The sequence below is a fragment of the Planktotalea arctica genome, assembly GCF_002105285.1.
Taxonomy (GTDB): domain Bacteria; phylum Pseudomonadota; class Alphaproteobacteria; order Rhodobacterales; family Rhodobacteraceae; genus Planktotalea; species Planktotalea arctica.
The window spans coordinates 19,859-44,836 of record NZ_MUHR01000020.1; the positions used below are offsets into that span (position 1 = coordinate 19,859).

The window sequence follows — 24,978 nt, forward strand, 5'->3', positions numbered from 1 at the left end:
CACATTTAAGGACGCGCCATGAGCTTTACTCTCGCCACTTGGAACATCAACTCCGTGCGTCTGCGCGAGCCGATCGTGTGCAAACTTTTGCAGGATGATGCGCCCGATGTGTTGTGCTTGCAGGAATGCAAATCGCCTGTTGAGTTGATCCCATTGGAAGCCTTTCATGCGCTTGGCTACACGCACATGGTTGCGCGGGGTCAAAAGGGATATAACGGCGTTGCGATCCTTTCCAAACTGCCGATCAAAGAGGTGGGTGCAGAGGATTTCGCCCAGCTTGGCCACGCGCGCCATATCGCCGGGCAGCTTGACAATGGCGTGACTATCCACAATTTCTACGTACCCGCTGGCGGGGATGTGCCTGACCGCGAGAAGAATGAGAAGTTCGGGCAAAAGCTCGATTATCTCACTGAGATGCGGGATTGGTTCAAAGCGAACAGCCCGGAAAAGAGCATTCTCGTTGGCGATCTGAACATTGCCCCGCGCGAGGATGATGTTTGGGATCATAAGAAACTGCTCAAGATCGTGAGCCATACGCCGATCGAGGTGGAACATCTAGGCGATGTTATGCAGGCAGGTGATTGGCATGACGTCACCCGCGCGGATATTCCCGAGGGCAAGCTCTATAGCTGGTGGTCCTACCGCGCAAAGGACTGGGATGGTGCTGACAAGGGCCGCCGTCTCGATCATGTCTGGGCGACGGGCGATATCCGGCAAGCGGCGCATTCCAGCCGCGTGCTGCGCGATGCGCGCGGTTGGGAAAAGCCATCGGATCATGCTCCGGTTTTTGCGACCTTCGATCTATAGGGCCGCGACCCTTGCGAAAGCCAGAGTGATGCGCCATCTAGAGCAGGACACACAGATAAATAAGGCGATGAGCGATGATTGAACTCGGCACAAGCACAGCACCGGCAGCGGGCGATTTGATCAAGGATGTGAACGAAAATACGTTCATGAAAGACGTGGTGGAAGCGTCCGACCTGATGCCTGTCATCGTCGATTTCTGGGCACCTTGGTGCGGGCCGTGCAAAACGCTGGGCCCGGCTTTGGAGGCTGAAGTCATGGCTGCGAATGGCGCGGTGAAAATGGCGAAGATCGACGTGGATCAAAACCAGATGATCGCGGGCCAAATGCAAATCCAGTCGATTCCGGCAGTCTTCGCCTTTTACAAAGGTCAGCCGATAGATGGCTTTCAGGGCGCTTTGCCACCCTCTGAAATCAAAGCCTTTGTTGCGCGCGTGATTGAGGCTGGCGGCGGCGATGCGTCGGGCGGTTTGAACGATGCGATCGAGGCGGCAGAGGCGATGCTTGACGAGGGCGAGGCAAGCGATGCCGCGCAAACCTTTGCGGCTATTCTGGAGGAGGATGATCAGTGCGCGGCAGCCTATGCGGGGCTTGCGCGCGCGCATTTGGCGCTGGACGAGGCAGATCAGGCGGAGGCGGTTCTGAACGGCGTGCCTGTGGAAATCTCAACCGATGCGATGATCGAAGCAGCCTTCGCACAACTCGCACTTGCGCGCCAAGCGGCAGAGGCGGGGCCTTTGGCCGAACTGGCGGAAGCGCTTGAGGCCAATCCAGAAGACAATCAGGCGCGCTTTGATCTGGCGGTTGCGCTAAATGCCAATGGGCAGACCCAAGAGGCGGTTGACGCGCTTTTGGAAATTTTCCGCCGTGATCGCGAATGGAACGAGGGCGCAGCCAAGACGCAATTGTTCACTATTTTTGATTCACTCAAGCCTGAAGATTCAATTGTTTTGAATGGGCGGCGCAAACTTAGCTCAATGATATTTGCTTGATCCGGGCGGCGCGCTAGATTGCCTATCATGAAAAAAATTGGTGATCTCCCGGACCTGCTTCCGGCCTTTCCTTTGCCCGGCGCGCTGCTTTTGCCGCGTTCGCGCTTACCTCTGCATGTCTTCGAGCCGCGTTACCTTGCCATGGTGGATGACGCGCTGAAAACCCAAGGGCGCTTGATCGCGATGATCCAGCCAAACCCGGGGCGCACGGGGGATGAAAACGGCTTGCACATGATTGGCTGTGCAGGTCGCATTACGCAGTTTTCCGAAATGGAGGACGGGCGGTACATGCTCACGCTTGCGGGAGTGTCACGGTTTCGCTTGATTGGCGAAGTGGATGGCTTCATGCCTTATCGCCGGGTCGAGGTGAATTGGGATGGCTTCGAGCAAGACCGCAACGCAGGCGAGGCGGATTTGGAGTATGATCGCGACGGTTTTCTTAACCTGTTGTCGAAGTATTTCACCATTCGCGATCTAAGCGCGGATTGGGAGACGCTGAAGGAAGCGGACGACGAGTTGTTGATCAACTCGCTGTCGATGATGTTGGACTTTGAACCAGAGGACAAACAGGCGCTTTTGGAAGCACCGAGCCTGTCCACGCGCCGTGAAACATTGGTCACTTTGATCGAATATTTTCTGCGCGGCGGCGATGCAGAGGAAATGATGCAATGAACACTGAACCGAACGCCCCCGGCTTTGACCCGCATATGCTCGAGGCGTTGATTTGTCCGCAAACCCATGGGCGGCTCGAGTATGACGCAAGCGCGCAAGAACTGGTGTCCAAGAAGGCCGGCCTGGCCTTTCCCATTCGCAACGGCATTCCCGTTATGCTGATCGACGAGGCGCGCGCGCTTGATTAAAGCGCGCGGCCTGTCATCAATTTTGGTAAATCGCCCGTAAGGCCCGCCGCTTCGCGGATGAAGCTGCGGCGCAGGCCGGGGATAGCATTGACGAGGCCCATGCCTAGATCTCGCCCTATGCGAAGCAGTGAATTGTCATTTGAAAACAACTTGTTGAACGTATCTGTTGCGATCGCGAGGGTTGCCGTGTCAAAGCGGCGCCACTGCTGATAGCGCTCTAGCACGAGGGGTGAGGCGATATCCTCGCCCCGACGCTGCGCCAGGATCATCACTTCGGCCAAGGCGGCCACATCGCGCAGACCCGCGTTCAAACCTTGTCCGGCAATTGGATGCACGCCATGTGCCGCATCACCAATAAGGGCGAGGCGTTCGTCGATAAAACGATTGGCGATGGTCAGGTTCAAAGGGTAGGTGAAGCGCGCGCCAGCGAGCGTAATGTCGCCAAGAAAATCACCAAAGGCGGGGCGCAGGGCGTCGAGATAATCTGCATCGGGCAATGCGTGAATGCGCTGGGCGTTTGCCTCGGTTTCGCTCCAAACGATAGAAGAGCGATTGCCGGTCAGTGGCAGAATCGCCAAAGGGCCGGAAGGCATGAAGAACTGATGTGCTATGCCGCTGTGGGGTTTGTCATGCTCGATTGCGCAGACCAGTGCGGTCTGGCCATAGCTCCAGCCGGTACGTTTGATTTTCGCGCGCTCTGCGGTGCCGCTGCGCCGCCCGTCCGAACCAATAAGGATGCGCCCGCTTAAAGTTTCGCCAGAGGCAAGCTCGACGGACGCTCCAAGCGGGCTGGTGTCTTGCGCAACGACCGTCTCGCTGTGGCGCAGGTTGATCAACGGCTCAGCTTCCATTGCATCAAGGAAAGCGCGGCGCAAATAGCGGTCCTCGACAAGGTAGCCCATTGGCCCTTCTTCGATTTCTGCGTGATCGAAGTGCATGAAAAAAGCCGATGACCCTTCGCCCGCGCGCCCGTCGGTGACCTTGATTTCCAACATTGGCTGAGCATTGTCGGCCAAACCGTCCCACAGCCCGATCGCGGCCAGCAAGCGCTGGGAGGCAAGCGCCAACGCGTAGCAGCGCCCGTCAAAATCGGGCGCTTTGCGGCTTGCGAGTGGAAGCGCGTCGATAACGGTGCTGGTAAGCCCATCTTGCGCGGCGGCAAGGGCGAGGGCAGGGCCGTTCAGGCCGCCGCCAATGATGATGAGATCGCTGTCAAATGTCATGCCCCGCAATATGGGGGTGCAAGCAGGATTGTCCATGCGCCGCTGTGCCGCTACCGTCCGCGCAAACGGGAGGGATGCAATGCAAGATTGGCTTAAGATGAGTGCCGCTGCGCTGGGGCGTGCGATTGGCGCGGGTAAGGTTGACCCAGTAGATTTGGCCGAGAGCTATCTGGATGCGGCCGCATCCCACCCGATGAGCCAACGCATCTACGCGCGCCTCACTCCGGAGCGCGCCACAGGCGAGGCGAAAGCGGCATCGTTGCGCGCCAAAGCAGGGCAAAGGCGCTCTGCGCTGGACGGGGTGCCGATCAGCTGGAAAGACCTGTTCGATACCGCAGGCGTCGCGACGGAGGCGGGGAGCGCTTTGCTCAAAGACCGTATTCCCCGCGCTGATGCAGAAGTTTTGCGGGCGGCCACGGCCCTGGGCACGGTGTGCCTTGGCAAGACCCATATGAGCGAGTTGGCGTTTTCGGGTCTGGGTTACAATCCTGTCACACAAACCTCGCCCTGCATCAATGATCCGGAGGCTGTGTCCGGTGGTTCTTCCTCTGGCGCTGCGGCGTCGGTAGCCTTTGGCCTTGCGCCGCTTGCGATTGGCTCTGACACGGGTGGCTCCGTGCGGGTTCCGTCGGTCTGGAACGATCTGGTGGGCCTTAAAACCACCTCTGGGCGGATATCGCTCCAAGGAGTCGTGCCTTTGGTGAAAAGTTTCGACACGGTCGGTCCTTTGGCACGCACGATTGAGGATGCTGCGCTTGCGCTGGGCGTATTGGAGGGGCGCGCAGGCCCGGATTTACGCGGTGCCAGCTTGCAAGGCGCGCATTTTGCCGTGCTCGAGACACTTGCGCTGGACGAAGTCGAAGCGCAGCCGCTTGCCGCGTTTGAAAGCGCGATTGCGCACCTCGAGAAGGCTGGTGCCAACATCACAAGGATCGAAGCGCCTGAACTGCTCGAAGCAATCTCCCAAGCGGGTCCACTGTTTCCGGGCGAAGCCTATGGTATCTGGCGCGATGTGATCGAGGGCGACCCGGACGTGATGTTCGCGCAAGTCTTGGGACGGTTTCGTGCGGGCGCAGATTTTTCCGCGCCTGATTTTGTCGCTGCGTGGGAGGTACTGCACAAGCTGCGCGCGATCTGGAATGCGCGGATCGCCGGTTTTGACGCGGTTCTAACGCCATCTTGCGCGATCATGCCACCATCGATCGCCGATTTGGCAGCGGATGAAGCCTATTACGTCGAGCGAAATCTGAAGGCCCTGCGCAACACGCGGATCGGGAATTTGATGGGCAGCTGCGCGCTGACGCTGCCCACGGGCACGCCAAGCTGTGGAATTATGCTCACTGCGCTGCCCTTGCACGAAGAGCGGCTGTTGCGGTTGGGGGCGGCGGCAGAGGCAGCATTGGCCTAAATGCCACAAGTTATTCGAAAACTTGCGGTTTTTGTTGGACGCGAGGCACAGCCTTAGGTTACTTTGGTCTCAAACGGGGCGCTAACGATCCCGATATTGAGGCAGTCAAATATGTTTCCCGAGCGGTTTTCGAACCTTCCGGCCTATGCGTTCCCGCGTTTGCGTGCGCTATTGGACCATCATAAGCCCCGCTTGGAAGCGGGCAGCGATGTCGTGCACATGACCATTGGCGAGCCGAAACATCCTTTTCCTGACTGGGTTTCGGGCATTATTGCCGAGAATGTTGCTGGTTTTAACAGCTACCCTGCGAACGATGGAACGCCTGAGCTGCAAGGAGCGATCGCCGACTGGCTAAGGCGCCGCTTTGGCGCGGTGATTGATCCTGCGACGCAAGTGATGGCCCTCAATGGCACGCGTGAGGGGCTGTATAATGCGGCCATGGCGCTTTGCCCTGAAACGAAAAATGGCGCGCAGCCGATCGTTTTGACCCCCAATCCGTTCTATCAGGTTTACATGATCGCGGCGATCTCTGTGAATGCAGAGCCGCATTTTGTAAACGCGACGGCGGCTTCCGGTCATCTGCCTGATTTCACGGCTTTGCCCGAAGATGTGCTAAAGCGCACCAGCATCGCTTATATGTGCTCGCCCGCAAATCCGCAGGGGGCGGTGGCGCCCGAGGCGTTCTGGCGTGATCTGATTGCGCTTGGCGAGCAGTATGATTTCCAGATTTTCGCGGACGAGTGTTATTCAGAAATTTACCGCGATGCGCCCCCTGTCGGGGCTTTAAGGGTCGCGCAGGACATGGGCGCTGATCCAGAACGCGTGCTGGTGTTCCACTCTCTCTCGAAGCGCTCGAACATGCCCGGGCTACGCTCCGGTTTTGTGGCTGGTGGCCCTGACAGTATCAAACGCATTAAACAACTGCGCGCCTATTCTGGCGCTCCTCTGCCTTTGCCTTTGCAAAAGGTGGCAGAGCGGGCCTGGGCAGACGAGACGCATGTGGACGAGAACCGCGCGCTTTATCAGGAAAAGTACGGCATCGCCGATGAGGTTTTTGCAAATGTGCAGGGATACCAAGCGCCAGAGGCCGGGTTCTTCCTTTGGCTGCCTGTCGAGAATGGTGAAGAGGCCGCGCTCAAACTTTGGAAAGAGACGGGCGTGCGCGTGCTTCCCGGTGAATATCTGAGCAAAGACACCGATCAGGGCAATCCTGGCAAAGAGTATATCCGGGTCGCCATGGTGGCCCCAAAAGACGAAATGCAGCGTGGATTGATCAAAATCCGCGACTGTCTGTTCGCATAAAGACGAGGAACGAGAATGGCATATCAAGCACGCGGACGCGATCCACTATTGGACAGCAACATGCAGGCCATGATTGAAAAGCGCGGCAAAGAGATGATTGGCGCAGCGCTTGTCGTTCTGGGGATTATTGCGGCGATGATCGTTGGATCCTACACGCCAAGCGATCCAAGCTGGCTGTCGGCGACGGATGCGCCCGTGCAAAACTATTTGGGCCAGTTCGGTGCGTCAATCGCGGCGCCGCTGTTCATGATCGTGGGCAAGGCGGCATGGGTGATTCCACTGGCCGCTTTGGGCTGGGGTCTACGATTCGTGCTGCACCAAGGTGCCGAGCGCGCGTTAGGCCGGTTGATCTTTTTGCCAATCGCCATAGTCGTGTGCGCGGTCTATGCCTCGTGCCTCGTGCCGGGCGCGGCTTGGGCGCATACCTTTGGCCTTGGTGGCTTGTTTGGCGATACCGTTCTGGGTGCATTCTTGACGTTCCTGCCGTTCAGCGCTGCGCTGGGTTTGAAACTGATCGCGCTTTTGATGGCGATCGCGGCTGTTGCTATGCTTGCTTTCGTGCTGGGTGCGACGCGCTATGAGTTGAAAGAGGGCGCGCGATTCCTCGCGATCGGGGTCGTCGTGACCTATGCGATGGGTATGCGCTTGATCGGCAAGGGTGCCAGCGGCGCGGTTAAGGCCGCGGGAAGCATGCAGGCGCGCCAGCAAGAACGCCGCGCCATTTTGCGGGCAGAGGACGAAGCGCGCATGGAGCGCCGCATCACAGACGAGCCGCGCCTGAGCGACGCAGAGCCGGAGTATGTGATCGAGCCTGCTTATGCAGCAGAGCTGGAGCAAGTGGCAGAAAAGGAAAAAACAGGCCTGAGAGCGCTCATGCCCTCCTTGATCAAGCGCCCCGAACCTATGCCGGAACCTGAATTGATCGAGCAGATCCAGACGGCGCATTATGATGAAATGCCCGCAGATGATCGCATCAAAAGCAAGATCTCTGATGTGATAAAGAGCCGCGTACGCCAACGCCCAGCGATCACGGTGCCGCGCGTGGCATCTGCGTCAAGTGTAAGCGCGCGTGGCCGTGGGCCGACGCCGCTTTTGGTGGATACAGCGCGCCCCAGCATGCGGGTGGAGCCGCCGCTGAGCGCGAGCTTTGTTGCTGAGCCGGCTTTGACGAGCGTGCCGCTGGTGCCGGGCCTTGCCTTTAGCTCTGCACGTCTTGAGCCAGCGTATACGTTGGAGCCAGTGCTCGAATCTTGGCCTGAGGTCGAACCTGCGTTGCATATGCAAGACCCGATGGCGATGGAGCACAGCTATGCTGAGCCTGCCCCGATACATCAACCGACGCCAAGCGCGTTTGATGCGATGCCGACGGAGCATCTGCCGCAATCGGAATGGTCCGATGCGCCCAGTTTTGAAAGCGCACCGCGCATAGATGAGGACGCGATGGCGACATTTTCCCCCGTCCCCGAAGCCGCGATTCCTGCTCAGGAACCCAAACGTGTGGTGCATCACCCTGCGCGCAAAGTGGTTCATCCCTCATCCCGTGCTAAAGCCGAAGCGCAGCCAACGCTTAAATTTGCTGATAGTGCGAGCGCGTTCGAATTGCCGCCGCTCAATCTTTTGGAAAGCCCAGTCGAGATCCAGCGCCATCACCTCAGCGATGAATCGCTTGAGGAAAACGCGCGCATGCTTGAGGCGGTTTTGGATGATTACGGTGTAAAGGGCGAGATTGTTTCGGTCCGTCCTGGCCCTGTTGTCACCATGTACGAACTTGAGCCGGCCCCCGGTTTGAAAGCCTCGCGCGTGATCGGTCTATCCGATGATATCGCGCGCTCCATGTCTGCATTGTCGGCGCGTGTGTCTACTGTGCCGGGCCGCTCAGTTATCGGGATCGAATTGCCCAATGAGCACCGCGAGAAAGTTGTGCTTCGCGAAATTCTTGCCAGCCGTGATTTTGGCGATGGCCAGCAAAAGCTCCCGCTTGCCCTTGGTAAAGACATCGGCGGCGATCCTATCGTGGCGAACTTGGCCAAGATGCCTCACCTCTTGATCGCCGGTACGACTGGCTCGGGTAAATCGGTGGCGATCAACACGATGATCCTATCCTTGCTTTACAAGCTGACGCCGGAAGAATGCCGCCTTATCATGATCGACCCGAAAATGTTGGAACTGTCTGTTTATGACGGCATTCCGCATCTGCTGTCTCCCGTTGTGACCGATCCAAAGAAGGCGGTTGTTGCCCTCAAATGGACTGTGGGCGAGATGGAAGAACGCTATCGCAAAATGTCCAAAATGGGCGTGCGCAACATTGATGGCTATAACTCTCGCGTCGCGGATGCCTTGGGCAAAAACGAAATGTTCTCGCGCACTGTGCAAACCGGATTTGACGATGAAACCGGCGAGCCGATCTTTGAAACTGAAGAGACGCAGCCAGAGAAAATGCCCTATATCGTCGTGATCGTCGACGAGATGGCCGATCTGATGATGGTTGCGGGTAAAGAGATCGAGGCCTGCATCCAGCGCCTTGCACAAATGGCGCGAGCCTCGGGCATCCATCTGATCATGGCGACGCAGAGGCCATCGGTTGATGTGATCACCGGCACGATCAAGGCGAACTTCCCGACGCGAATTTCGTTCCAAGTGACCTCGAAAATCGACAGCCGGACTATTCTGGGCGAAATGGGTGCAGAGCAACTGCTTGGTATGGGCGATATGCTTTACATGGCGGGCGGTGCAAAGATCACCCGTTGCCATGGCCCGTTCGTGTCCGACGAGGAAGTCGAAGAAATCGTCAACCATCTCAAGCAGTTCGGTCCACCGAATTACATGAGTGGCGTCGTCGAAGGCCCGTCTGATGATACCGCGAGCAGCATCGACACGGTGCTCGGCCTTGGTGGCAATACCGACGGTGAAGATGCGCTTTATGACACTGCCGTACAGATCGTCGTGAAGGATCGCAAATGTTCGACCTCCTATATCCAGCGCAAGTTGGCGATCGGCTACAACAAAGCTGCGCGCCTCGTGGAGCAGATGGAGGACGAGGGCCTTGTGTCCCCTGCGAACCATGTGGGCAAACGTGAAATTCTCGTGCCTGAGCAGCAGTAACGATTAGAGAGGAGCGTGCGATTGCCGCTCCTCTCATTTAAGTGAGTGATAGGTGGGGTGTACCTGTGGCTGAGAATGGTTAAATGACGTTCATGAAGATTTGGACACTCCTCCCCGCGGCTGCAATCATGCTGGCCACTGCGATGCCTGCCGCCGCGCAGAAGATATCGCTAGATGCGCTGTCGAGTTACCTGAACGGGCTGAGCACCGCCAAGGGTGCTTTCACGCAGGTGAACGACGACGGCACGATTTCGACTGGAACGATCTTCATCAAACGGCCTGGGCGCATTCGCTTTGAGTATAATCCACCTGAACAAGCGTTGGTACTGGCGAGCGGTGGCGCTGTTGTGATCTATGATCCCAAAACCAATCAATCCCCAGAAAGCTATCCGCTGGCGCGCACGCCCTTGTCGATTATTCTGGAACAGAACGTCGACCTAAATCGCGCGCGTATGGTTGTGGGCCACACCAGCAATGACAAGACCACTACGGTCACGGCACAAGACCCCGAGCACCCCGAGTATGGCAACATTCAGCTGGTGTTCACGGCCAACCCGATCGAACTACGCCAATGGGTGATCAACGATGATGCAGGAAGCCGCACAACGGTTATTTTGGGCGAACTCGACAAGAACGCCCAGATGAATAATTCCCTGTTTAATCCGCTGACAGCCCTGCCCAACGCGAACGATCGCTAGCGTCGGCACCCTCTAAGCTGATCGCGGTAATTCAGCGAGCGTTGACCGACTTCGGATGCGACACGCATCAGCCAGCTTTTTCCGTAGAAGGTACCGCGCCGATAGCCCGTATGTCCCTCGTGATAGGCAAGATACTGGTTCGTCGCATCATCAAGCGCGATGCCGTTGCGATCGCGCGACAGGGTCATGTACCAGCCCATGAAATCGGTCGCGTCACTGATCTTGTCGCGCCGGGCCGAGCGGCGACCCTGATCCACTTGATACTCTTCCCACGTCGCATCGAGCGCTTGGGCATAGCCGAAGGCCGAGCTTTGCCGCCCCATTGGCAGCACGCCAAGCGTATATTTCACGGGGGTGCGCGCATCTCCGATAAATTTGCTTTCCTGATACATCGCAGCCATTTGGACATGCACAGGCACACCCCATTTTCGCTCTGCCTTACGAAAGGCCGACATGTATTCAGGGCGTTCGCGCGCAATGCTGCACGCGTTGTCTAGATCGCGGGGCGCCGAGAATCGATCTCCTCCACCGCCTCCGCCGCACGATGCGACCAGGGTCAAAATCACCAGGGCGCGAAAGAATCTGCTCATATGCCTCTCGCTTTTCGTCTTCTTATATTTTGTTGTATTTAGCGCATTTTCGCCCGTAGCAAAATGACTTTCGCTTGAGCGCCACCGCCTAAAGCAGAAATGCCAGTAGAAGCGGTATTGCAGCAACGGACATCACGGTTGACACCACGACAAGGCCTGCGACTGCATCCGCATCGCCGCCGTATTTCTCGGCCAGAAGGTAGGATGTTACTGCAACTGGAGTTGCGATCTGCACCACGAGCACTGCGCGCGCGATATCGCCAAGGCCGATTGCCGTGCCGATGGTATAAGCAATGGCGGCGCATAGGATCAGCTTGATCAGCGAGAGCACGATTGCCTGCCCGATCCGCCCCGGCGTGAGGCGCGCAACGGCGACGCCCAGCGTAATGAGCATCATGGGAATCGCCATTTGACCGATCAAATCCAGTGCGTTCGTCAAAAATTCAGGCGTTTCCCAGCCCTGCCATAGGAACAGCGCGCCAAGCAGCGTCGCGGCGACCACAGGTTCCTTGAGCGCCTTCATTGCGCTGCCGCCGCCCGACACGACCCAAATGCCGAAGGTGAAGGACAACACAGCCATGACGGCGAAAACCACCATCGCATAGCCCAGCCCCTCAGCTCCGAATGCAAAGAGTGCCAAAGGCAGGCCAAGGTTGCCGGTATTACCGAAAACGAAGGGTGCGAGATAGGTTTGTTGTGAAAGCCCAGCCAGCCAAAATCCCAATGCCCCAAGGGCGGCGATCGCGCCGTAGGCGGCGAGGCTGGCAAAAAAGAGCGTGGTCAGCGCGTTCGGATCGACTTCTGTTTGCATCAATGCGGTGAATATCAGGCATGGCACCGCAAGGGTCATGGCAAGGCGCGTGACGAACTGCACGCGATACTCGAACCCCATACGCACCCAAATAAATCCCACTAGTGCGAGCAGAAACACGGGTGCGACAATTTCGAGCACTGTTACAATGAGGTTCACAGACTGTTTCCCTAAAGTTACGTCCTAATATTGGACAAGTCGCCCTTGAATTGGGTACTAACCAAATGTAGGGGCTGCAATGCAATGATGACCGCGCACGCAAAATACCATCTCGGGCAAATTGTCCGTCACAAAAAGCACCCGTTCCGCGGCGTGGTTTTTGACGTCGATCCCACGTTCAACAATACTGAAGAATGGTATGACGCGATCCCCGAGGACAGCCGCCCGCGGCGTGAACAACCGTTCTATCATTTGCTCGCTGAAAACGATCAAAGCTACTATGTGGCTTATGTTTCCGAGCAAAACCTGATTGCGGACTATTCAGGCGAGCCGGTAGACCACCCCGATATCGAGGACCTGTTCGGCCCTCTCGAGGATGGTACCTACCCGCTGCATTTTCAGCTGAATTAAAATCCCAAAGCGCAGCCGTCTTTGCGCGGATCGGACGCCCCAATCAGAACTCCATCCTCGCTGATTCGAATCGATTGTGCTCCGCCGATGGGGCCATTCGGGATTTCGACGGTGTGGCCCATGTCCGATAGCTCGGAGCGCACAGCATCGCTGTAACCTTTCTCGACCTTTAGAATGCTACCGTCCGCAAAGGCGCGCGGCGCATCGATTGCACTTTGTGCATCCATGCCGAAATCCTTGAGATTTGAGAGGAATCGCGCATGACCGTTGGGCTGATAGGCCCCGCCCATGACGCCGAAGGGCATGTTCGGCACGCCGTTTTCGGCAAGCATTCCGGGAATGATCGTGTGCATCGGCCGTTTGCCTGCACCAAGCTCGTTTGGATGGCCTTGCTCGAGTGTAAAGCCCGCACCGCGATTTTGCAGCAGAATGCCAAATTTGTCGCTGGCGATGCCGGAGCCGAACCCGTGGAAAATCGAGTAGATCAGCGAGACGGACATGCCATCCTTGTCCACAGTGGTGATGTAGATCGTGTCCTTGTGCACCGCCTCGCTCAGCTTTTCGGCAGAGGCCATTGCGCGTTTGGGATTGATCAGCGCGGCGAGCTCCGCGGCGGTTTCAGGCGCGAGCATGTGATCAAGTTTTGCTGTATGATCAGGATCCGCGATAAAGCGATTGCGCGCATCATAGGCAAGTTTCGCGGTTTCCGCTTCGATATGCGCACGCATGGCGCCGAAGGGCTCCATCGCGGCAATATCAAAATATTTCAAGATGTTAAGCATCAAAATGGCGGTCGCACCTTGACCGTTGGGTGGGTGCTCGAACACGTCTGTCCCTTTGTAGGTGCCACTGACCGGATCGACCTGCTCTGAGGTGACGGCGGCGAAATCCTCGCCTGTGTGAACCCCGCCAACATCATGCAAGGAGGCGAGCATGTCATCAGCAATTTCCCCCTCGTAGAAGGCTTTGATGCCGTCTTTCGCAACGCGGCGCAGCACTTCGGCCTGGCCCGGCGCACGAAAGAGTGCGCCAGCTTTGGGGATTTTTCCGTCGATCAGATAGTGCCGCTTGCCGTGACCTTGCAGCATCGGCGCAGCTTCGATCCAATCGAATGCCACGCGCGGTGCGACGGGCACTCCTTTATCGGCGTAGTGGATCGTTGGGGCGAGCAGCGCATCGAGTCCCAGCTTGCCCCATTGCTCGCTCATCTTCGCAAAAGCGTGTATGGCGGTCGGGATTGTGACGGCGTCAGGGCTCTGCAATGGCACGCTTTTATGGCCAGCGCGGCGCAGTGCATCAGCATTCGCCGCGGCGGGCGCGCGGCCTGATCCGTTGTAGGCATGAACATGGTTACTGCCTGCGGGGGAGACCAAGGCGAATAGATCCCCACCGATCCCCGTCATCTGGGGCTCGCAAATTCCTAGAACCAGCGCACCTGCGATCGCTGCGTCCATCGCGGTTCCGCCGCGTTTCAGGATATCGACGGCGACGCCCGCGCCAAGGGGGTGCGAGGTCGCACACATGCCGTTCGTGGCAAAAACTTCGGAGCGGCCGGGAAAATGAAAATCGCGCATGATGCCTCACTGTGTTGTCGAGGCAGACACTAGGGTGGCTTTTTCGATTTGCCAATCAGGGGGAGGGGGTATTTCCGGCACCGCGTACTGGGTGGGGGCAATTAACACGCGGCGCCAGAGTGAAGCTATATGCAGCTACGAGACTAGGTATGACGTTGGAAGCGGGCTGATTTGCGGAAGGATTGGGGCATTTTTTCGGCAAGTCGCGCTGGTTTGTCTGGATTTACTCCGCTCAGGATGCGCATCAGTTGGGATTACACGTTTGGGCGTTTAGTGCGGCGAATGGTGTGACAAGTCGTAGATAGGACGCGCGATGCCAAAGCGAAACGCTCATGGCCCGGCTTGAATGCGAATCGCGCGATGGGCTAGCCGTCTTGTGCGCGGATGGAAAAGCGCAGAAGGTTTCGTTCACCGCTGCGCCGATAGCTTAGCGTGTGTGTCATGTCGCGAATAAGGCCCCAGCCAAAGCCGCCCTCTGGCAGAGCGTTCAATTCCGCGCTTAGATCGTGATCCTGTTTTGCAGGGAGTTTCAGCCCCGGCAGAGGCGATCCATGATCACTTAACTCGAAGTAGACGTAATCTTCTTCCTTGCGGCAGAACAAAGTGATCGTGCCGTCCGTGATCGTCGCGTAGGCGTGCTTGACAATATTGTTGGCCACCTCTCCTAGGACGATTTCGGCCGCCCCGAGGGTAAGCGCATCAACCTCGAGCGCGCCGAGCACGTGCATGACCGAAGCGAGCGCGCAGCGCACCGCCTCGTCGCTGGCCGGAAAAACCAAGTGCATGTCAGGCGCGTCCCGTGCTTCGGGTATGGGGTGTAACTGTTTTTGCACCGCTCCGTCAGGCACGTTTTGCCTCGTAGGATTTGACCGCATCCACGGGGCTTTGGAAGATTTTGAACACCCGCTCCATTCGGGTCAGTGCAAAAACCTTGGCCACAATGGGTGTTAGCCCCGCCAAATGCAAAGGCCGCTCTGAGCCGAGGAATTTCATCGTCGCCACGATCGCGCCAAGCCCGCTGGAATCGACGAAATCCACTTCCGAAAGGTCTAGAACGACGGGGGTAACCTGCTCTGCGGTCAGCTCGCGCACCCTGTCCTTGAACTGGATCGCAGCGGCTGCATCAATTCGTTTTTCCAGAATTTTGATGATCTGAAGGTCTTCGGCTATTTCACTGCTCATATTCATCTGCATCTTGCCTGTTTTGTAAAATCTGACGACACCTCTAAAGACAATTGGTTACGATTCGGTGAGCGCGATGAAGCAAGTGAACTACGATGATCTGGGCAATACGCTTCGCGCGCTGTGCGAGGGCGAGAGCGATGAAATCGCGTTGATGGCGACCTTCGTTTGCGAAGTGCACCACTGTGATGATCGTTTCGATTGGACTGGATTTTATCGTGTCACCGAACCTAACCTTATGAAAATAGGCCCTTACCAAGGCGGTCATGGCTGCTTAGTCATTCCGTTTTCGCGTGGTGTTTGCGGCGCGGCGGCGCGTGAAAGGGCGGTGCAACTGGTTCCTGATGTTGACGCCTTTGAGGGCCATATCGCTTGCGCCAGTTCGACAAGATCGGAATTGGTGATTCCCGTTGTGAGCGCAGCGGGTCGTTTGCTTGGGGTGCTCGATATCGACAGCGACCGCCCTGATGCTTTTACCCAAGAGGATGCGGATCGACTGACTAACCTGCTGAATGAGATTTTTCGCCAAGTCGCCTAGCAGAATATTTGCATGTCCGTGAAAATTTCCTTTGATTTTTCACCAACTTTTCGATTTGGTGAAATTCGAAGAATATTTTTCACGAAAGCCTGTGCGCGATGATTCAATCGGACGTGACCAAAACCAAAAGTCTCGGGGCGGATTTACGCGCGCTGCGCAAGTCACGCGCCCTGACGCTGAGCGATTTGGCGGAGGCGTTGGAGCGTTCAGTCGGTTGGCTTTCGCAAGTGGAGCGCGATCTCTCCGAACCTTCTGTGAAAGATCTGAAAGACATCGCCAGAATTCTCGAAGTGCCCGTGTCGATCCTGTTCGGCCAGGCGCAAAGCCCTGCCGAGGAAACCGGCATGATCGTGCGCGCCCATGCGCGCCGCCCCATCGGATCGAAAGAGGCGGGGCTGATCGAGGAATTGCTCTCGCCCGATTTGACCGATGATTTCGAAATGGTGCATTCCACTTTCGATCCAGGCGCGGTGATGGAAGAGGCGGTGACGCGCCCGACGCAGGAGGTGGGGTATCTCGTTTCCGGTCAGCTTGATCTGGTGATCGACGGCCATGCGTTTACCGTGAACGCGGGCGATAGTTTTCGCATCAAGGGCAAGTCCTACCGCTGGGCGAACCCCTATGACATTTCTGCCGTTGCGATCTGGGTGATCGCTCCACCGGTTTATTAAGGACGCAGAGATGAGTTTCGAAGCATGGAGCCTTTTCGCGCTGTTCTGGGTGGTCTTCGTGACCACACCGGGGCCGAATGCTGTGAATTGCATCTCCAACGGGATGCGGTTCGGGTTTTTACGTAGTCTTTGGGGCGTGGCGGCGATCCTAACGCAAGCGAGTCTGTTTCTGTTGCTTTCTGCGTTGGGCGTCACGGCGCTGATTGCCGCGTCGGAAACGGCGTTCATTATCGCGAAATATGTTGGCGCAGCTTGGCTCGTATGGCTCGGCATTAAGGGCTTGGTAAATGCGGGTAGGCCCGTACCGACACTGCAGCCAAGCACAGGCAGTATATACAGGCGCGCATTGGCGATTGCGGTGATCAACCCGAAAAGCGTGGCAGGCTACCTTGCCGCTTTCACGCAGTTCGTGCAGCCGGATGTACCCACATGGGATCAAATGGGTGTCATCGTGCCTACCGCACTCTTCCTGACGGCGCTGAGCTACTGCGGTTTTACGGCGCTTGGTGCCGGCCTTGGGCGCTTGGCGCTTGGCGCGGTGTTCAACGTCTGGTTTCGCCGCGCTATGGCGCTTTGTTTTATCATTTACGGCGTTCTGCTTGGCAGCGCCAATTCGGGGCGCGCAGTATGATGCGCGCCGAAACTCGATACCCAAGGAGCGACTATGTCTGATTTTCCAAGCACGGCCCGTGTGGTCATTATCGGCGGCGGTGTCGTTGGCACATCAACGCTTTATCATTTGGCCAAAGCAGGTTGGAAGGACTGCGTTCTTTTAGAGAAGAACGAGTTGACGGCTGGGTCAACATGGCATGCTGCAGGAAATGTTCCGAACTTTGCGGGCTCCTGGGCGGTGATGAACATGCAGCGCTACGGTGCGAAGATGTATCGCACACTTGGCAAGGACGTCGATTATCCGATGAACTACCATGTCACCGGCTCGATCCGTCTTGCGCATTCCAAAGAGCGGATGCTGGAGTTTGAGCGCGTCGCGGGGATGGGCCGGTATCAGGGTCTGCAAATGGACATCATGTCCCTTGATGACATCAAGGAAAAACACCCCTTTTGCGAGGTGCACGATTTGGCGGGCGGTCTTTGGGATCCCTTGGACGGGGACATCGATCCGGCGCAACTGACACAGGCCCTTGCCAAAGGCGCGCGTGATGCAGGGGGTAAAATCGAACGTTTCTGCCCCGTGATTGGCATCGACCGCGATGGTGACGAATGGATCGTGAAGACCGAAAAGGGCGACATCCGCTGCGAAAAGGTCGTGAATTGCGCAGGCTATTATGCGCAGCGGGTTGGCGAGATGTTCAAGCCGCACGGCGGGCGCACGGTGCCGATGGTGGTCATGTCGCATCAGTATTTTCTGACAGGCCAGTTGCCGGAACTGGAGGCGTGGAGCAAGGAAAAAGGTCACAAGGTGCCACTGCTGCGCGATGTGGATATCAGCTACTACCTGCGTCAGGACAAAAACGGTCTGAACCTTGGACCCTACGAGCGGAACTGCAAGGCGCATTGGGTCACGCCCGATGATCCGATGCCCGAGGACTTCAGCTTCCAGCTTTACCCCGATGATTTAGAGCGAATCGAATTCCAGATCGAGGACGCGATGGAGCGCGTGCCGCTGCTGGGTCAAGGCGGCATCGAGCGCAACATCAACGGCCCGATTCCCTATGCGCCTGATGGCTTGCCGATGATCGGCCCGATGCCGGGCTGCCCCAATGCGTTCGAGGGGCATTCGTTCACCTTCGGCATCGCGCAGGGCGGCGGCGCGGGCAAGGTGCTGTCGGAATGGATCATGCACGGCGAAACCGAAGACGATATGTGGGCCTGTGACCCGCGCCGCTACACGGATTACACGGACCACGATCACTGCCTTGCGAAGGCGTTGGAAACCTACGGGCATGAATACGCGATGCACTTTCCGCATCATGAGTGGCCTGCGGGGCGCGACAGGAAGCTGTCGGCGGTCGATGGAAAAATTCGCGAACTTGGCGGCCAGATGGGCGCTTACAACGGTTGGGAGCGCGCCAATTGGTTTGCCAAAGACGGCGATGATACCTCTGAGGAAGCGACGCAAACCTGGGCGCGCAGCGGTCCTTGGGAGCAGCGCATCAAAGAGGAAGTCGAGGCGGTGCGTGATGGGGTCGGCGTGCTTGATCTGCCCGGCTTCTCGCGTTTCAATCTGTCTGGCGAGGGCGCAGCGGAATACCTGCGTGGCTTGATCGCAGGGGCCTTGCCCAAAGTTGGCCGCATGAACCTTGCCTATTTCGCGGACAGTCGCGGTCGTATCCTGACGGAAATGTCGGTGATGCGTCACGGCGAGGACTTTTTCACGCTGATCACCGCTGCGACGGCGCAGTGGCATGACTTTGACGTGCTGGGCAAAAACCTGCCCGAAGGACTAACGCTGAGCGATCACACGGTGGAATATTCCACACTTATCGTGACTGGGCCAAAGGCCCGTTCACTACTTATTAGTCTTGGTACAAAGGCTGATCTATCCTCTGCTTGGCTCACGCATCAAGGGGCTCAGGTGGCAGGCGTCAATTGCGCGCTGAACCGCGTGAGTTTCGCTGGAGAACTTGGCTGGGAAATCCATGCTGCCGTGGCCGATATTCCAGCGCTTTATGAGGCTGTTGTGGGCGCAGGTGCAAAACCTTTCGGGATGTATGCGCTGAACTCCATGCGGATCGAAAAGGGGTATCGCGCGTGGAAGGGCGATTTGAGCACCGATTACACCCTGCTCGAGGGCGGTCATGAGCGGTTCATCAAATTCGACAAATCACAGGATTTTCCAGGCAAGGCGGCGCTGCTGACTGAAAAGCAAGCGGGGCGCAAGAAAGGCTTTGTCACGCTCACCATCGACGATGCGGGTGAATATGACGCGCCCTACATGTCGACGATCTGGCATGGTGATGAGGTCGTGGGCGAGGTCACTTCCTCTGCCATGGGCTATCGCACGGGTAAGTGCATCGCGCTGGGCATGCTGCGCGCGGACTTGCTTGCGCCCGGCACCAAGCTGGAGGTGGAAATCTACGGCAAGCGCTACGGCGTTACCGTGCAGCGTGATGAGCCGATGTGGGATCCTTCCAACGAAAGGCTGCGCGCATGAGCTTGATAACCTTGCTTGATGGCGGAATGGGGCAGGAACTGGTGCACCGCGCCGGAGATCGCCCGACGCCGCTTTGGTCGACGCAGGTGATGCTTGATCGCCCCGGACTGGTTGCTGAGGTGCACCGCGATTTCTATGGCGCTGGTGCGAGTATCGCGACGCTCAACAGCTACGCGATCCACCGCGACCGCCTTGCGCCAGTGCAGCGAGAGGATCAATTCGATGCGCTACACGCCATGGCGCTGGACGAGGCGAAAGCGGCACGCGAAGCGCATGGGTCGGGGCGGATCGCGGGCAGTCTAGGACCGCTCGGGGCGAGTTATCGCCCAGATGTGCATCCAAGTGCCGAAATTGCGGTGCCGCTCTATTCAGAGGTGGCAGCTTTGTTCGCAGAGCAAGTCGATTTGCTCATTTGCGAAACGGTGGTTTCGCTGGAGCATACGCGCTGCGTGATGGAGGGGGCACAGGCCGCAGGCCTGCCTGTCTGGTGCGCCTTTTCTGTCGATGACGAAGATGGCGCGAAGCTGCGTTCGGGCGAGCCGCTTGTGCAGGCGGTACAGATCGCCGCTGACATGGGCGCAGCGGCGTTGCTTGCAAATTGCTCGGCCCCAGAAAGTATTCCTGCGGCGCTGGGCGCATTGGCCAGGGCTGGCCTTCCCTATGGTGCTTACGCCAACGGGTTCACGCAGATCACCAAGGCTTTCCTGGAGGATCGCCCGACCGTCGATGCGCTAGAGTCCCGCCGCGACTTTACACCTGAGATTTACGCCGGTCATGTCATGGGTTGGATCGCTCAGGGTGCCACCATTGTCGGGGGCTGCTGTGAAGTAGGCCCTGCCCATATCGCCGAAATCGCCAAGCGCCTGCGCGCTGCTGGTCACACCATCGTTTGAAGGAACCTGCCTGATGTCTCTTCCTGAAAAAGCCCGCGTCGTCATTATCGGCGGCGGCGTTATCGGATGCTCTGTCGCCTATCACCTCGCCAAACTTGGCTGGAAGGATGTGGTTCTGCTGGAGCGCAAACAGCTCACTTCCGGAACCACATGGCATGCTGCTGGCCTGATCGCCCAGCTTCGTGCGACCAAGAACATGACCAAACTGGCGAAATATTCGCAGGAACTTTACGGTAATCTTGCGGCTGAAACCGGCGTTGAAACAGGGTTCAAGCGCTGTGGTTCGATCACGGTAGCTTTAACGGATGAGCGCCTCGAAGAAATCAATCGTCAAGCAGCCATGGCGCGCAGTTTCGGCGTGGAGGCAGAGCCGATCTCTCCCGACGAGGTGAAGGCGAAATACGAACACCTCAACATCGAAGGCGTTAAGGGCGGTGTTTACTTGCCGCTCGATGGTCAGGGCGATCCGGCCAATATCGCGCATGCGCTTGCCAAAGGTGCCCGCCAGAATGGAGCTTTGGTGAAGGAGGGGTATCTGGTCACGGATATCCACAAGGACGGGCACCGCGTGACGGGTGTCAGTTGGCAGGGCAAAGACGGTGAGACGGGCACGATTGAAGCAGAGCATGTGGTGAACTGTGGTGGCATGTGGGGGCATTCCATTGGCCGTATGGCGGGCGTGAACGTCCCGCTGCATGCTTGCGAACATTTTTACATTGTGACCGAAGCTATCCCCGGCCTGACGCAAATGCCTGTGCTGCGCGTGCCGGACGAGTGTGCATACTACAAGGAAGACGCGGGCAAGATGCTTTTGGGTGCGTTCGAACCGGTTTCGAAGCCTTGGACGCTCGATATTCCCAAGGACTTTGAATTCGATCAATTGCCCGAAGATTTCGACCACTTTGAGCCGATCCTAGAAAATGCCGTGAACCGCATGCCGATGCTGGCTGAGGCGGGAATTCACACGTTCTTTAACGGACCTGAAAGTTTTACACCCGATGATGCGTACCACTTGGGCCTTGCGCCTGAATTGGACAATTTCTGGGTGGCCTGTGGCTTTAACTCTATCGGTATTCAATCTGCTGGCGGCGCTGGCTCTGCGCTGGCGCAGTGGATGGACGAGGGTGCTAAGCCTTTTGATCTGGGTGATGTGGATATTGCCCGTATGCAGCCGTTTCAGGGCAACAAGACCTATCTGTTTGAGCGCTCAAAGGAAACTTTGGGCCTGCTTTATGCAGATCATTTCCCCTATTTGCAAAAGAAGACGGCGCGCGGTGTGCGTCGAACGCCGTTTCATGCGCAGCTCTTGGAACAAGGTGCTGTCATGGGCGAACTTGCCGGATGGGAACGCGCCAATTGGTTTGCGCGCGATGGGCAGGAACGTGAATATCGCTACAGCTGGCAGCGTCAGAATTTCTTCGACAATGTGCGCGACGAACATATGGCCGTGCGCACGGGCGTTGGCATGTATGACATGTCTTCCTTCGGGAAAATCCGCGTCGAGGGACGCGATGCAGAAGCGTTTTTGAACTACGTCGGCGGCGGTGATTATTCCGTGCCTGTGGGCAAGATTGTTTATACTCAGTTTCTGAACAAGCGCGGTGGGATAGAGGCGGATGTCACTGTGACGCGGCTGAGTGAAACCGCCTATCTGGTGGTGACGCCTGCGGCGACGCGCCTTGCGGATGAGACGTGGATGCGGCGCCATGTGGGTGACTTCAATGTAGTGATTACCGACGTGACCGCTGGCGAGGGCGTGCTTGCAGTGATGGGGCCGAAGGCGCGTGATTTGATGCAAGCGGTGTCGCCGAATGATTTTGGCAACGCGGTGAACCCATTTGGCACGGCGCAGGAGATCGAGATCGGCATGGGCCTCGCCCGCGCGCACCGTGTCACTTATGTGGGCGAGCTTGGTTGGGAAATCTACGCCAGCGCGGATATGGCCGGACATGTGTTTGAAGCGTTGCACCGCGCGGGGCAGGACATGGGCGTTAAGCTCTGCGGGATGCACATGATGGATACGTGCCGCATGGAAAAAGGCTTTCGCCATTTTGGTCATGATATCACGTCAGAGGATCACGTGATGGAGGCGGGGCTTGGCTTTGCCGTAAAGAAGGACAAGGCGGAGTATATCGGACGCGAGGCGATCCTGGACAAGCAAGAGAGTGGTTTGAACATGCGGCTCTTGCAGTTCAAGTTAAGTGATCCCGGGCCACTTTTGTACCACGCCGAACCTGTTTTGCGCGACGGCGAGATTGTGAGCTATCTGACGTCAGGTGCCTATGGCCACCACATCGGCGCGGCTTTGGGAATGGGCTATGTCCCGTGCAAAGGCGAAAGCCTTGCCGAAGTGCTTGGGTCGCGTTTCGAGATCGATGTGGCAGGGACGCGGGTGCATGCGGAAGTATCATCCAAGCCGTTTTATGACCCAAAATCGGAGCGTGTGAAAGTTTGAGGAAAATCGAATCGCTATGCGATCCGACATGCGCGGGGGCCAGCCCCCGCGACCCCCGAGGTATTTTCGGACCAGAGAAGATGATACGTTTGCGCATTGGCATGACGGTGTTTCGGGTTTAGGGCTGGCGTCATGACGCAGCGCGCAAATGTAGATACGCCTCAAGGCCTTGCCTTTGCCATCACCGCTTATGTGCTGTGGGGGTTTCTGCCACTTTACATGAAGCTGTTGTCGCATATTTCGCCTGCGGAGGTTGTGGCGCATCGTGTCATCTGGTCGGTGCCGATTGCGGTTGTTGTGCTCCTTTTGTTGCGACGCACTAAGGATCTGATGTCTGCGCTGCGCGATCCGAAGATGTTGGGGATGGCCTGCGTGACAGCGGCGCTGGTTTCGCTCAATTGGGGGATTTACGTCTGGGCGATTACCTCTGGCAATGCGCTGGAAGCGGCGCTGGGCTATTATATGAACCCGCTGTTCAGCATCGCTCTTGGGGCGCTGCTGTTGGGTGAAAAGCTGAGTCGCGCGCAACTTTTAGCAATTGGTTTGGCTGCGTCTGCCGTGGCCGTATTGGTGATAGATGGTGGCGGGATGCCTTGGGCGGCGCTGGGGATGATGCTGACCTGGGGCTTTTACGCGCTGGGCAAAAAGCAGCTGCCGATCGGGCCAAATCAGGGGTTCTTGCTGGAAGTTCTGATCTTGCTACCTTTCGCGCTGGGCTATGTCGGGTATTTGAGCCTGCAGGGCACTTCGCTTTTCGAGTTTGATCTGAGCCGCGATACCTTGCTTTTTCTGGGTTGCGGTGTCGTGACAGCGATCCCGTTGATGATCTATGCAAATGGTGCCAAATTACTGAGGCTTTCGACGATCGGCATTCTTCAATATATCGCACCCACGATGATCTTTTTGCTGGCTGTGTTCATCTTTGACGAACCTTTCGGGCGCGCACGCGCCATTGCCTTTCCGCTGATCTGGTTGGCGCTTATCGTTTATACCACGTCGATGATCCGGCAAATGCGCCGCGTCTAACTGAGCGCTGATTTGTGCCGAAGGAAGGCAGGATCGGCGGCGACGCGTACGTTCATCGCATCGCGCAGGGCTCTGATGCTTTTGTGAGGGCGCATCGCAACTTCGAAATGCGCGATCAAACCATTCGCGTCCAAAGTGATAAGATCGACGCCGACCGCATCGAGATCCCCAATCTTGCATTGAAACTCGAGCGCCCAATTGGTGCCGCTTCCCATGACGCGTCGATATTTGAAATCACTGAACACTTGTCCCACGTGACCAAGTACTGCCGCCACGGCTACGCGTCCTGTCCATGTGGCAAAATAAGTCGGCGGCAAGAATTTGACCTGTTCGGCCAGCAGCGGTGCAATCGCAGCCGCGTCCCCTTTGGCGACGACTTTTTGCATTTGCGTGATTGTCGGGTGCATCTCATGTCTCCTTTGCGAGAAAGGTTAAAGCGCAATTGCCTTGGCACAAAGCGTGACCTTGGGTTGAAAAGCCGCGCCGCATCTGTGACGAGAGCGCATGAGCTCTGAATACACCCCGCCGCAGGATCCTCTGGATATCCTGCATGATGATCATCAATTGTTGATCGTGAACAAACCTGCCGGGCTTCTGTCTGTGCCGGGCAAAGGGGAACATTTGGCCGATTGCCTGCTGACACGGGTTCAGGCGGTGTTTCCCCAAGGGCTATTGGTGCATCGTTTGGACCGCGACACATCTGGGGTCATGGTGTTCGCGCTGACCCGCCATGCGCAGCGGCACCTGGGCCTGCAATTCGAAAAGCGGATGACGCAGAAAACCTATGTAGCGCGCGTGCAGGGGTGTTTGGAACCGAAGACAGGTACGGTCGATCTACCCTTGATCGTAGATTGGGAAAACCGGCCCTTGCAAATGGTCTGCCATGAGCGAGGTAAGGCCGCCCAAACCGATTGGCGCGTGGCGCGCTATGGCGAGGGTGAAACGCGGGTGAAGCTGACACCAAAGACGGGCCGCTCACATCAATTGCGCGTTCATATGCTGGCGCTGGGGCATCCGATTCTGGGTGATCCGTTTTATGCGAAAGGCGCAGATTTGACAGATTACCCGCGCATGATGCTGCATTCCGAAGAGCTACGCGTGAAGCATCCTGATGGCGGGGCGACGCATAAGTTTCGTGCAAAAGCACCATTCTAGAGCAGACAT

General features: G+C 57.4%; 24 protein-coding genes. 17 read left to right on the forward strand and 7 right to left on the reverse strand.

The features are described from left to right. Positions 1–18 precede the first annotated feature (18 nt). From B9P63_RS16000 to B9P63_RS16015, 4 genes are all read left to right on the forward strand, one after another. On the forward strand, positions 19–807 hold the full coding sequence (locus tag B9P63_RS16000; RefSeq protein WP_085310638.1) for an exodeoxyribonuclease III: 789 nt from the start codon (positions 19–21) through the stop codon (positions 805–807). Positions 808–881: 74 nt separating this feature from the next. Continuing rightward, the gene (locus B9P63_RS16005) at positions 882–1,796 is read left to right on the forward strand and encodes a tetratricopeptide repeat protein (protein ID WP_085310640.1); all 915 of its coding nucleotides are present in this window, start codon (positions 882–884) and stop codon (positions 1,794–1,796) included. 27 nt (positions 1,797–1,823) lie between these two features. Further along, positions 1,824–2,468, forward strand: a complete 645-nt coding sequence (locus B9P63_RS16010) for an LON peptidase substrate-binding domain-containing protein (RefSeq protein ID WP_085310642.1) — start codon at positions 1,824–1,826, stop codon at positions 2,466–2,468. Continuing rightward, a complete protein-coding gene (locus B9P63_RS16015; RefSeq protein ID WP_085310644.1) occupies positions 2,465–2,656 on the forward strand; it encodes a Trm112 family protein in 192 nt (63 codons plus the stop codon). Before B9P63_RS16010 ends, B9P63_RS16015 begins: the two co-directional genes overlap by 4 nt. Here B9P63_RS16015 and B9P63_RS16020 read toward each other — a convergent pair. Continuing rightward, a complete protein-coding gene (locus B9P63_RS16020) occupies positions 2,653–3,915 on the reverse strand; it encodes an FAD-dependent monooxygenase (protein ID WP_085310646.1) in 1,263 nt (420 codons plus the stop codon). The two genes, B9P63_RS16015 and B9P63_RS16020, sit on opposite strands and share 4 nt — an antisense overlap. A 43-nt stretch (positions 3,916–3,958) precedes the next feature. On the opposite strand from B9P63_RS16020, the gene B9P63_RS16025 reads away from it, so the two are divergent. The 4 genes from B9P63_RS16025 to B9P63_RS16040 all read left to right on the forward strand — a co-directional run bounded on the left by B9P63_RS16025 (position 3,959) and on the right by B9P63_RS16040 (position 10,389). After that, positions 3,959–5,287 (forward strand): amidase, encoded by a 1,329-nt coding sequence (locus B9P63_RS16025; protein ID WP_085310806.1) that lies wholly within the window; start codon positions 3,959–3,961, stop codon positions 5,285–5,287. A 111-nt stretch (positions 5,288–5,398) separates the two neighbouring features. Further along, positions 5,399–6,589 (forward strand): aminotransferase class I/II-fold pyridoxal phosphate-dependent enzyme, encoded by a 1,191-nt coding sequence (locus B9P63_RS16030; RefSeq protein ID WP_085310648.1) that lies wholly within the window; start codon positions 5,399–5,401, stop codon positions 6,587–6,589. 15 nt (positions 6,590–6,604) lie between these two features. Continuing rightward, positions 6,605–9,691 carry a DNA translocase FtsK gene (locus B9P63_RS16035; protein ID WP_085310650.1) on the forward strand — a complete coding sequence of 1,029 codons (3,087 nt, stop codon included), beginning with the start codon at positions 6,605–6,607 and terminating at the stop codon, positions 9,689–9,691. Between the two features lie 92 nt (positions 9,692–9,783). Continuing rightward, the gene (locus tag B9P63_RS16040) at positions 9,784–10,389 is read left to right on the forward strand and encodes a LolA family protein (RefSeq protein ID WP_085310809.1); all 606 of its coding nucleotides are present in this window, start codon (positions 9,784–9,786) and stop codon (positions 10,387–10,389) included. Here the strand turns inward: B9P63_RS16040 and B9P63_RS16045 are convergent. Together B9P63_RS16045 and B9P63_RS16050 are read right to left on the reverse strand one after the other, a co-directional pair. Next, positions 10,386–10,979 carry a transglycosylase SLT domain-containing protein gene (locus B9P63_RS16045; RefSeq protein ID WP_085310652.1) on the reverse strand — a complete coding sequence of 198 codons (594 nt, stop codon included), beginning with the start codon at positions 10,977–10,979 and terminating at the stop codon, positions 10,386–10,388. The two genes, B9P63_RS16040 and B9P63_RS16045, sit on opposite strands and share 4 nt — an antisense overlap. An 88-nt stretch (positions 10,980–11,067) precedes the next feature. Then, entirely contained in the window at positions 11,068–11,949 is an 882-nt protein-coding gene (locus B9P63_RS16050; RefSeq protein ID WP_085310654.1) for an AEC family transporter, read from the reverse strand. Positions 11,950–12,033: 84 nt separating this feature from the next. Between B9P63_RS16050 and hspQ the strand changes: the two genes are divergently transcribed. Beyond that, positions 12,034–12,360, forward strand: coding sequence for a heat shock protein HspQ (hspQ, locus tag B9P63_RS16055; protein ID WP_085310656.1), 327 nt, complete (start codon positions 12,034–12,036; stop codon positions 12,358–12,360). On the opposite strand, the gene B9P63_RS16060 is transcribed toward hspQ, so the two are convergent. From B9P63_RS16060 to B9P63_RS16070, 3 genes are all read right to left on the reverse strand, one after another. After that, positions 12,357–13,934: a gamma-glutamyltransferase family protein gene (locus tag B9P63_RS16060; protein WP_085310658.1), complete on the reverse strand. Its 1,578-nt coding sequence runs from the start codon at positions 13,932–13,934 to the stop codon at positions 12,357–12,359. The two genes, hspQ and B9P63_RS16060, sit on opposite strands and share 4 nt — an antisense overlap. 365 nt (positions 13,935–14,299) lie before the next feature. Further along, positions 14,300–14,719: an ATP-binding protein gene (locus B9P63_RS16065; protein ID WP_176219182.1), complete on the reverse strand. Its 420-nt coding sequence runs from the start codon at positions 14,717–14,719 to the stop codon at positions 14,300–14,302. A 55-nt stretch (positions 14,720–14,774) separates the two neighbouring features. After that, positions 14,775–15,122 carry an STAS domain-containing protein gene (locus tag B9P63_RS16070; protein WP_085310811.1) on the reverse strand — a complete coding sequence of 116 codons (348 nt, stop codon included), beginning with the start codon at positions 15,120–15,122 and terminating at the stop codon, positions 14,775–14,777. Positions 15,123–15,192: 70 nt separating this feature from the next. Here B9P63_RS16070 and B9P63_RS16075 point away from each other — a divergent pair, with 70 nt between their 5' ends. From B9P63_RS16075 to rarD, 7 genes are all read left to right on the forward strand, one after another. Then, the gene (locus B9P63_RS16075; protein ID WP_085310662.1) at positions 15,193–15,654 is read left to right on the forward strand and encodes a GAF domain-containing protein; all 462 of its coding nucleotides are present in this window, start codon (positions 15,193–15,195) and stop codon (positions 15,652–15,654) included. Positions 15,655–15,752: 98 nt separating this feature from the next. After that, positions 15,753–16,325 (forward strand): helix-turn-helix domain-containing protein, encoded by a 573-nt coding sequence (locus B9P63_RS16080; protein WP_085310664.1) that lies wholly within the window; start codon positions 15,753–15,755, stop codon positions 16,323–16,325. Positions 16,326–16,335: 10 nt separating this feature from the next. Continuing rightward, complete coding sequence (locus B9P63_RS16085) at positions 16,336–16,956, forward strand: LysE family translocator (protein WP_085310666.1); 621 nt, start codon at positions 16,336–16,338, stop codon at positions 16,954–16,956. A gap of 33 nt (positions 16,957–16,989) precedes the next feature. Continuing rightward, entirely contained in the window at positions 16,990–19,440 is a 2,451-nt protein-coding gene (locus tag B9P63_RS16090; RefSeq protein WP_085310668.1) for a GcvT family protein, read from the forward strand. Continuing rightward, complete coding sequence (locus B9P63_RS16095) at positions 19,437–20,333, forward strand: homocysteine S-methyltransferase family protein (protein WP_085310670.1); 897 nt, start codon at positions 19,437–19,439, stop codon at positions 20,331–20,333. Before B9P63_RS16090 ends, B9P63_RS16095 begins: the two co-directional genes overlap by 4 nt. A 10-nt stretch (positions 20,334–20,343) precedes the next feature. Further along, positions 20,344–22,788 carry a GcvT family protein gene (locus B9P63_RS16100; protein WP_095533058.1) on the forward strand — a complete coding sequence of 815 codons (2,445 nt, stop codon included), beginning with the start codon at positions 20,344–20,346 and terminating at the stop codon, positions 22,786–22,788. 132 nt (positions 22,789–22,920) lie between these two features. Further along, a complete protein-coding gene (gene rarD, locus B9P63_RS16105; RefSeq protein WP_085310674.1) occupies positions 22,921–23,814 on the forward strand; it encodes an EamA family transporter RarD in 894 nt (297 codons plus the stop codon). Here the strand turns inward: rarD and B9P63_RS16110 are convergent. Next, positions 23,811–24,221, reverse strand: coding sequence for a nuclear transport factor 2 family protein (locus tag B9P63_RS16110; protein ID WP_085310676.1), 411 nt, complete (start codon positions 24,219–24,221; stop codon positions 23,811–23,813). The two genes, rarD and B9P63_RS16110, sit on opposite strands and share 4 nt — an antisense overlap. Positions 24,222–24,318: 97 nt before the next feature. Between B9P63_RS16110 and B9P63_RS16115 the strand changes: the two genes are divergently transcribed. Further along, the gene (locus tag B9P63_RS16115) at positions 24,319–24,969 is read left to right on the forward strand and encodes an RluA family pseudouridine synthase (RefSeq protein WP_085310678.1); all 651 of its coding nucleotides are present in this window, start codon (positions 24,319–24,321) and stop codon (positions 24,967–24,969) included. Positions 24,970–24,978: the final 9 nt, after the last annotated feature.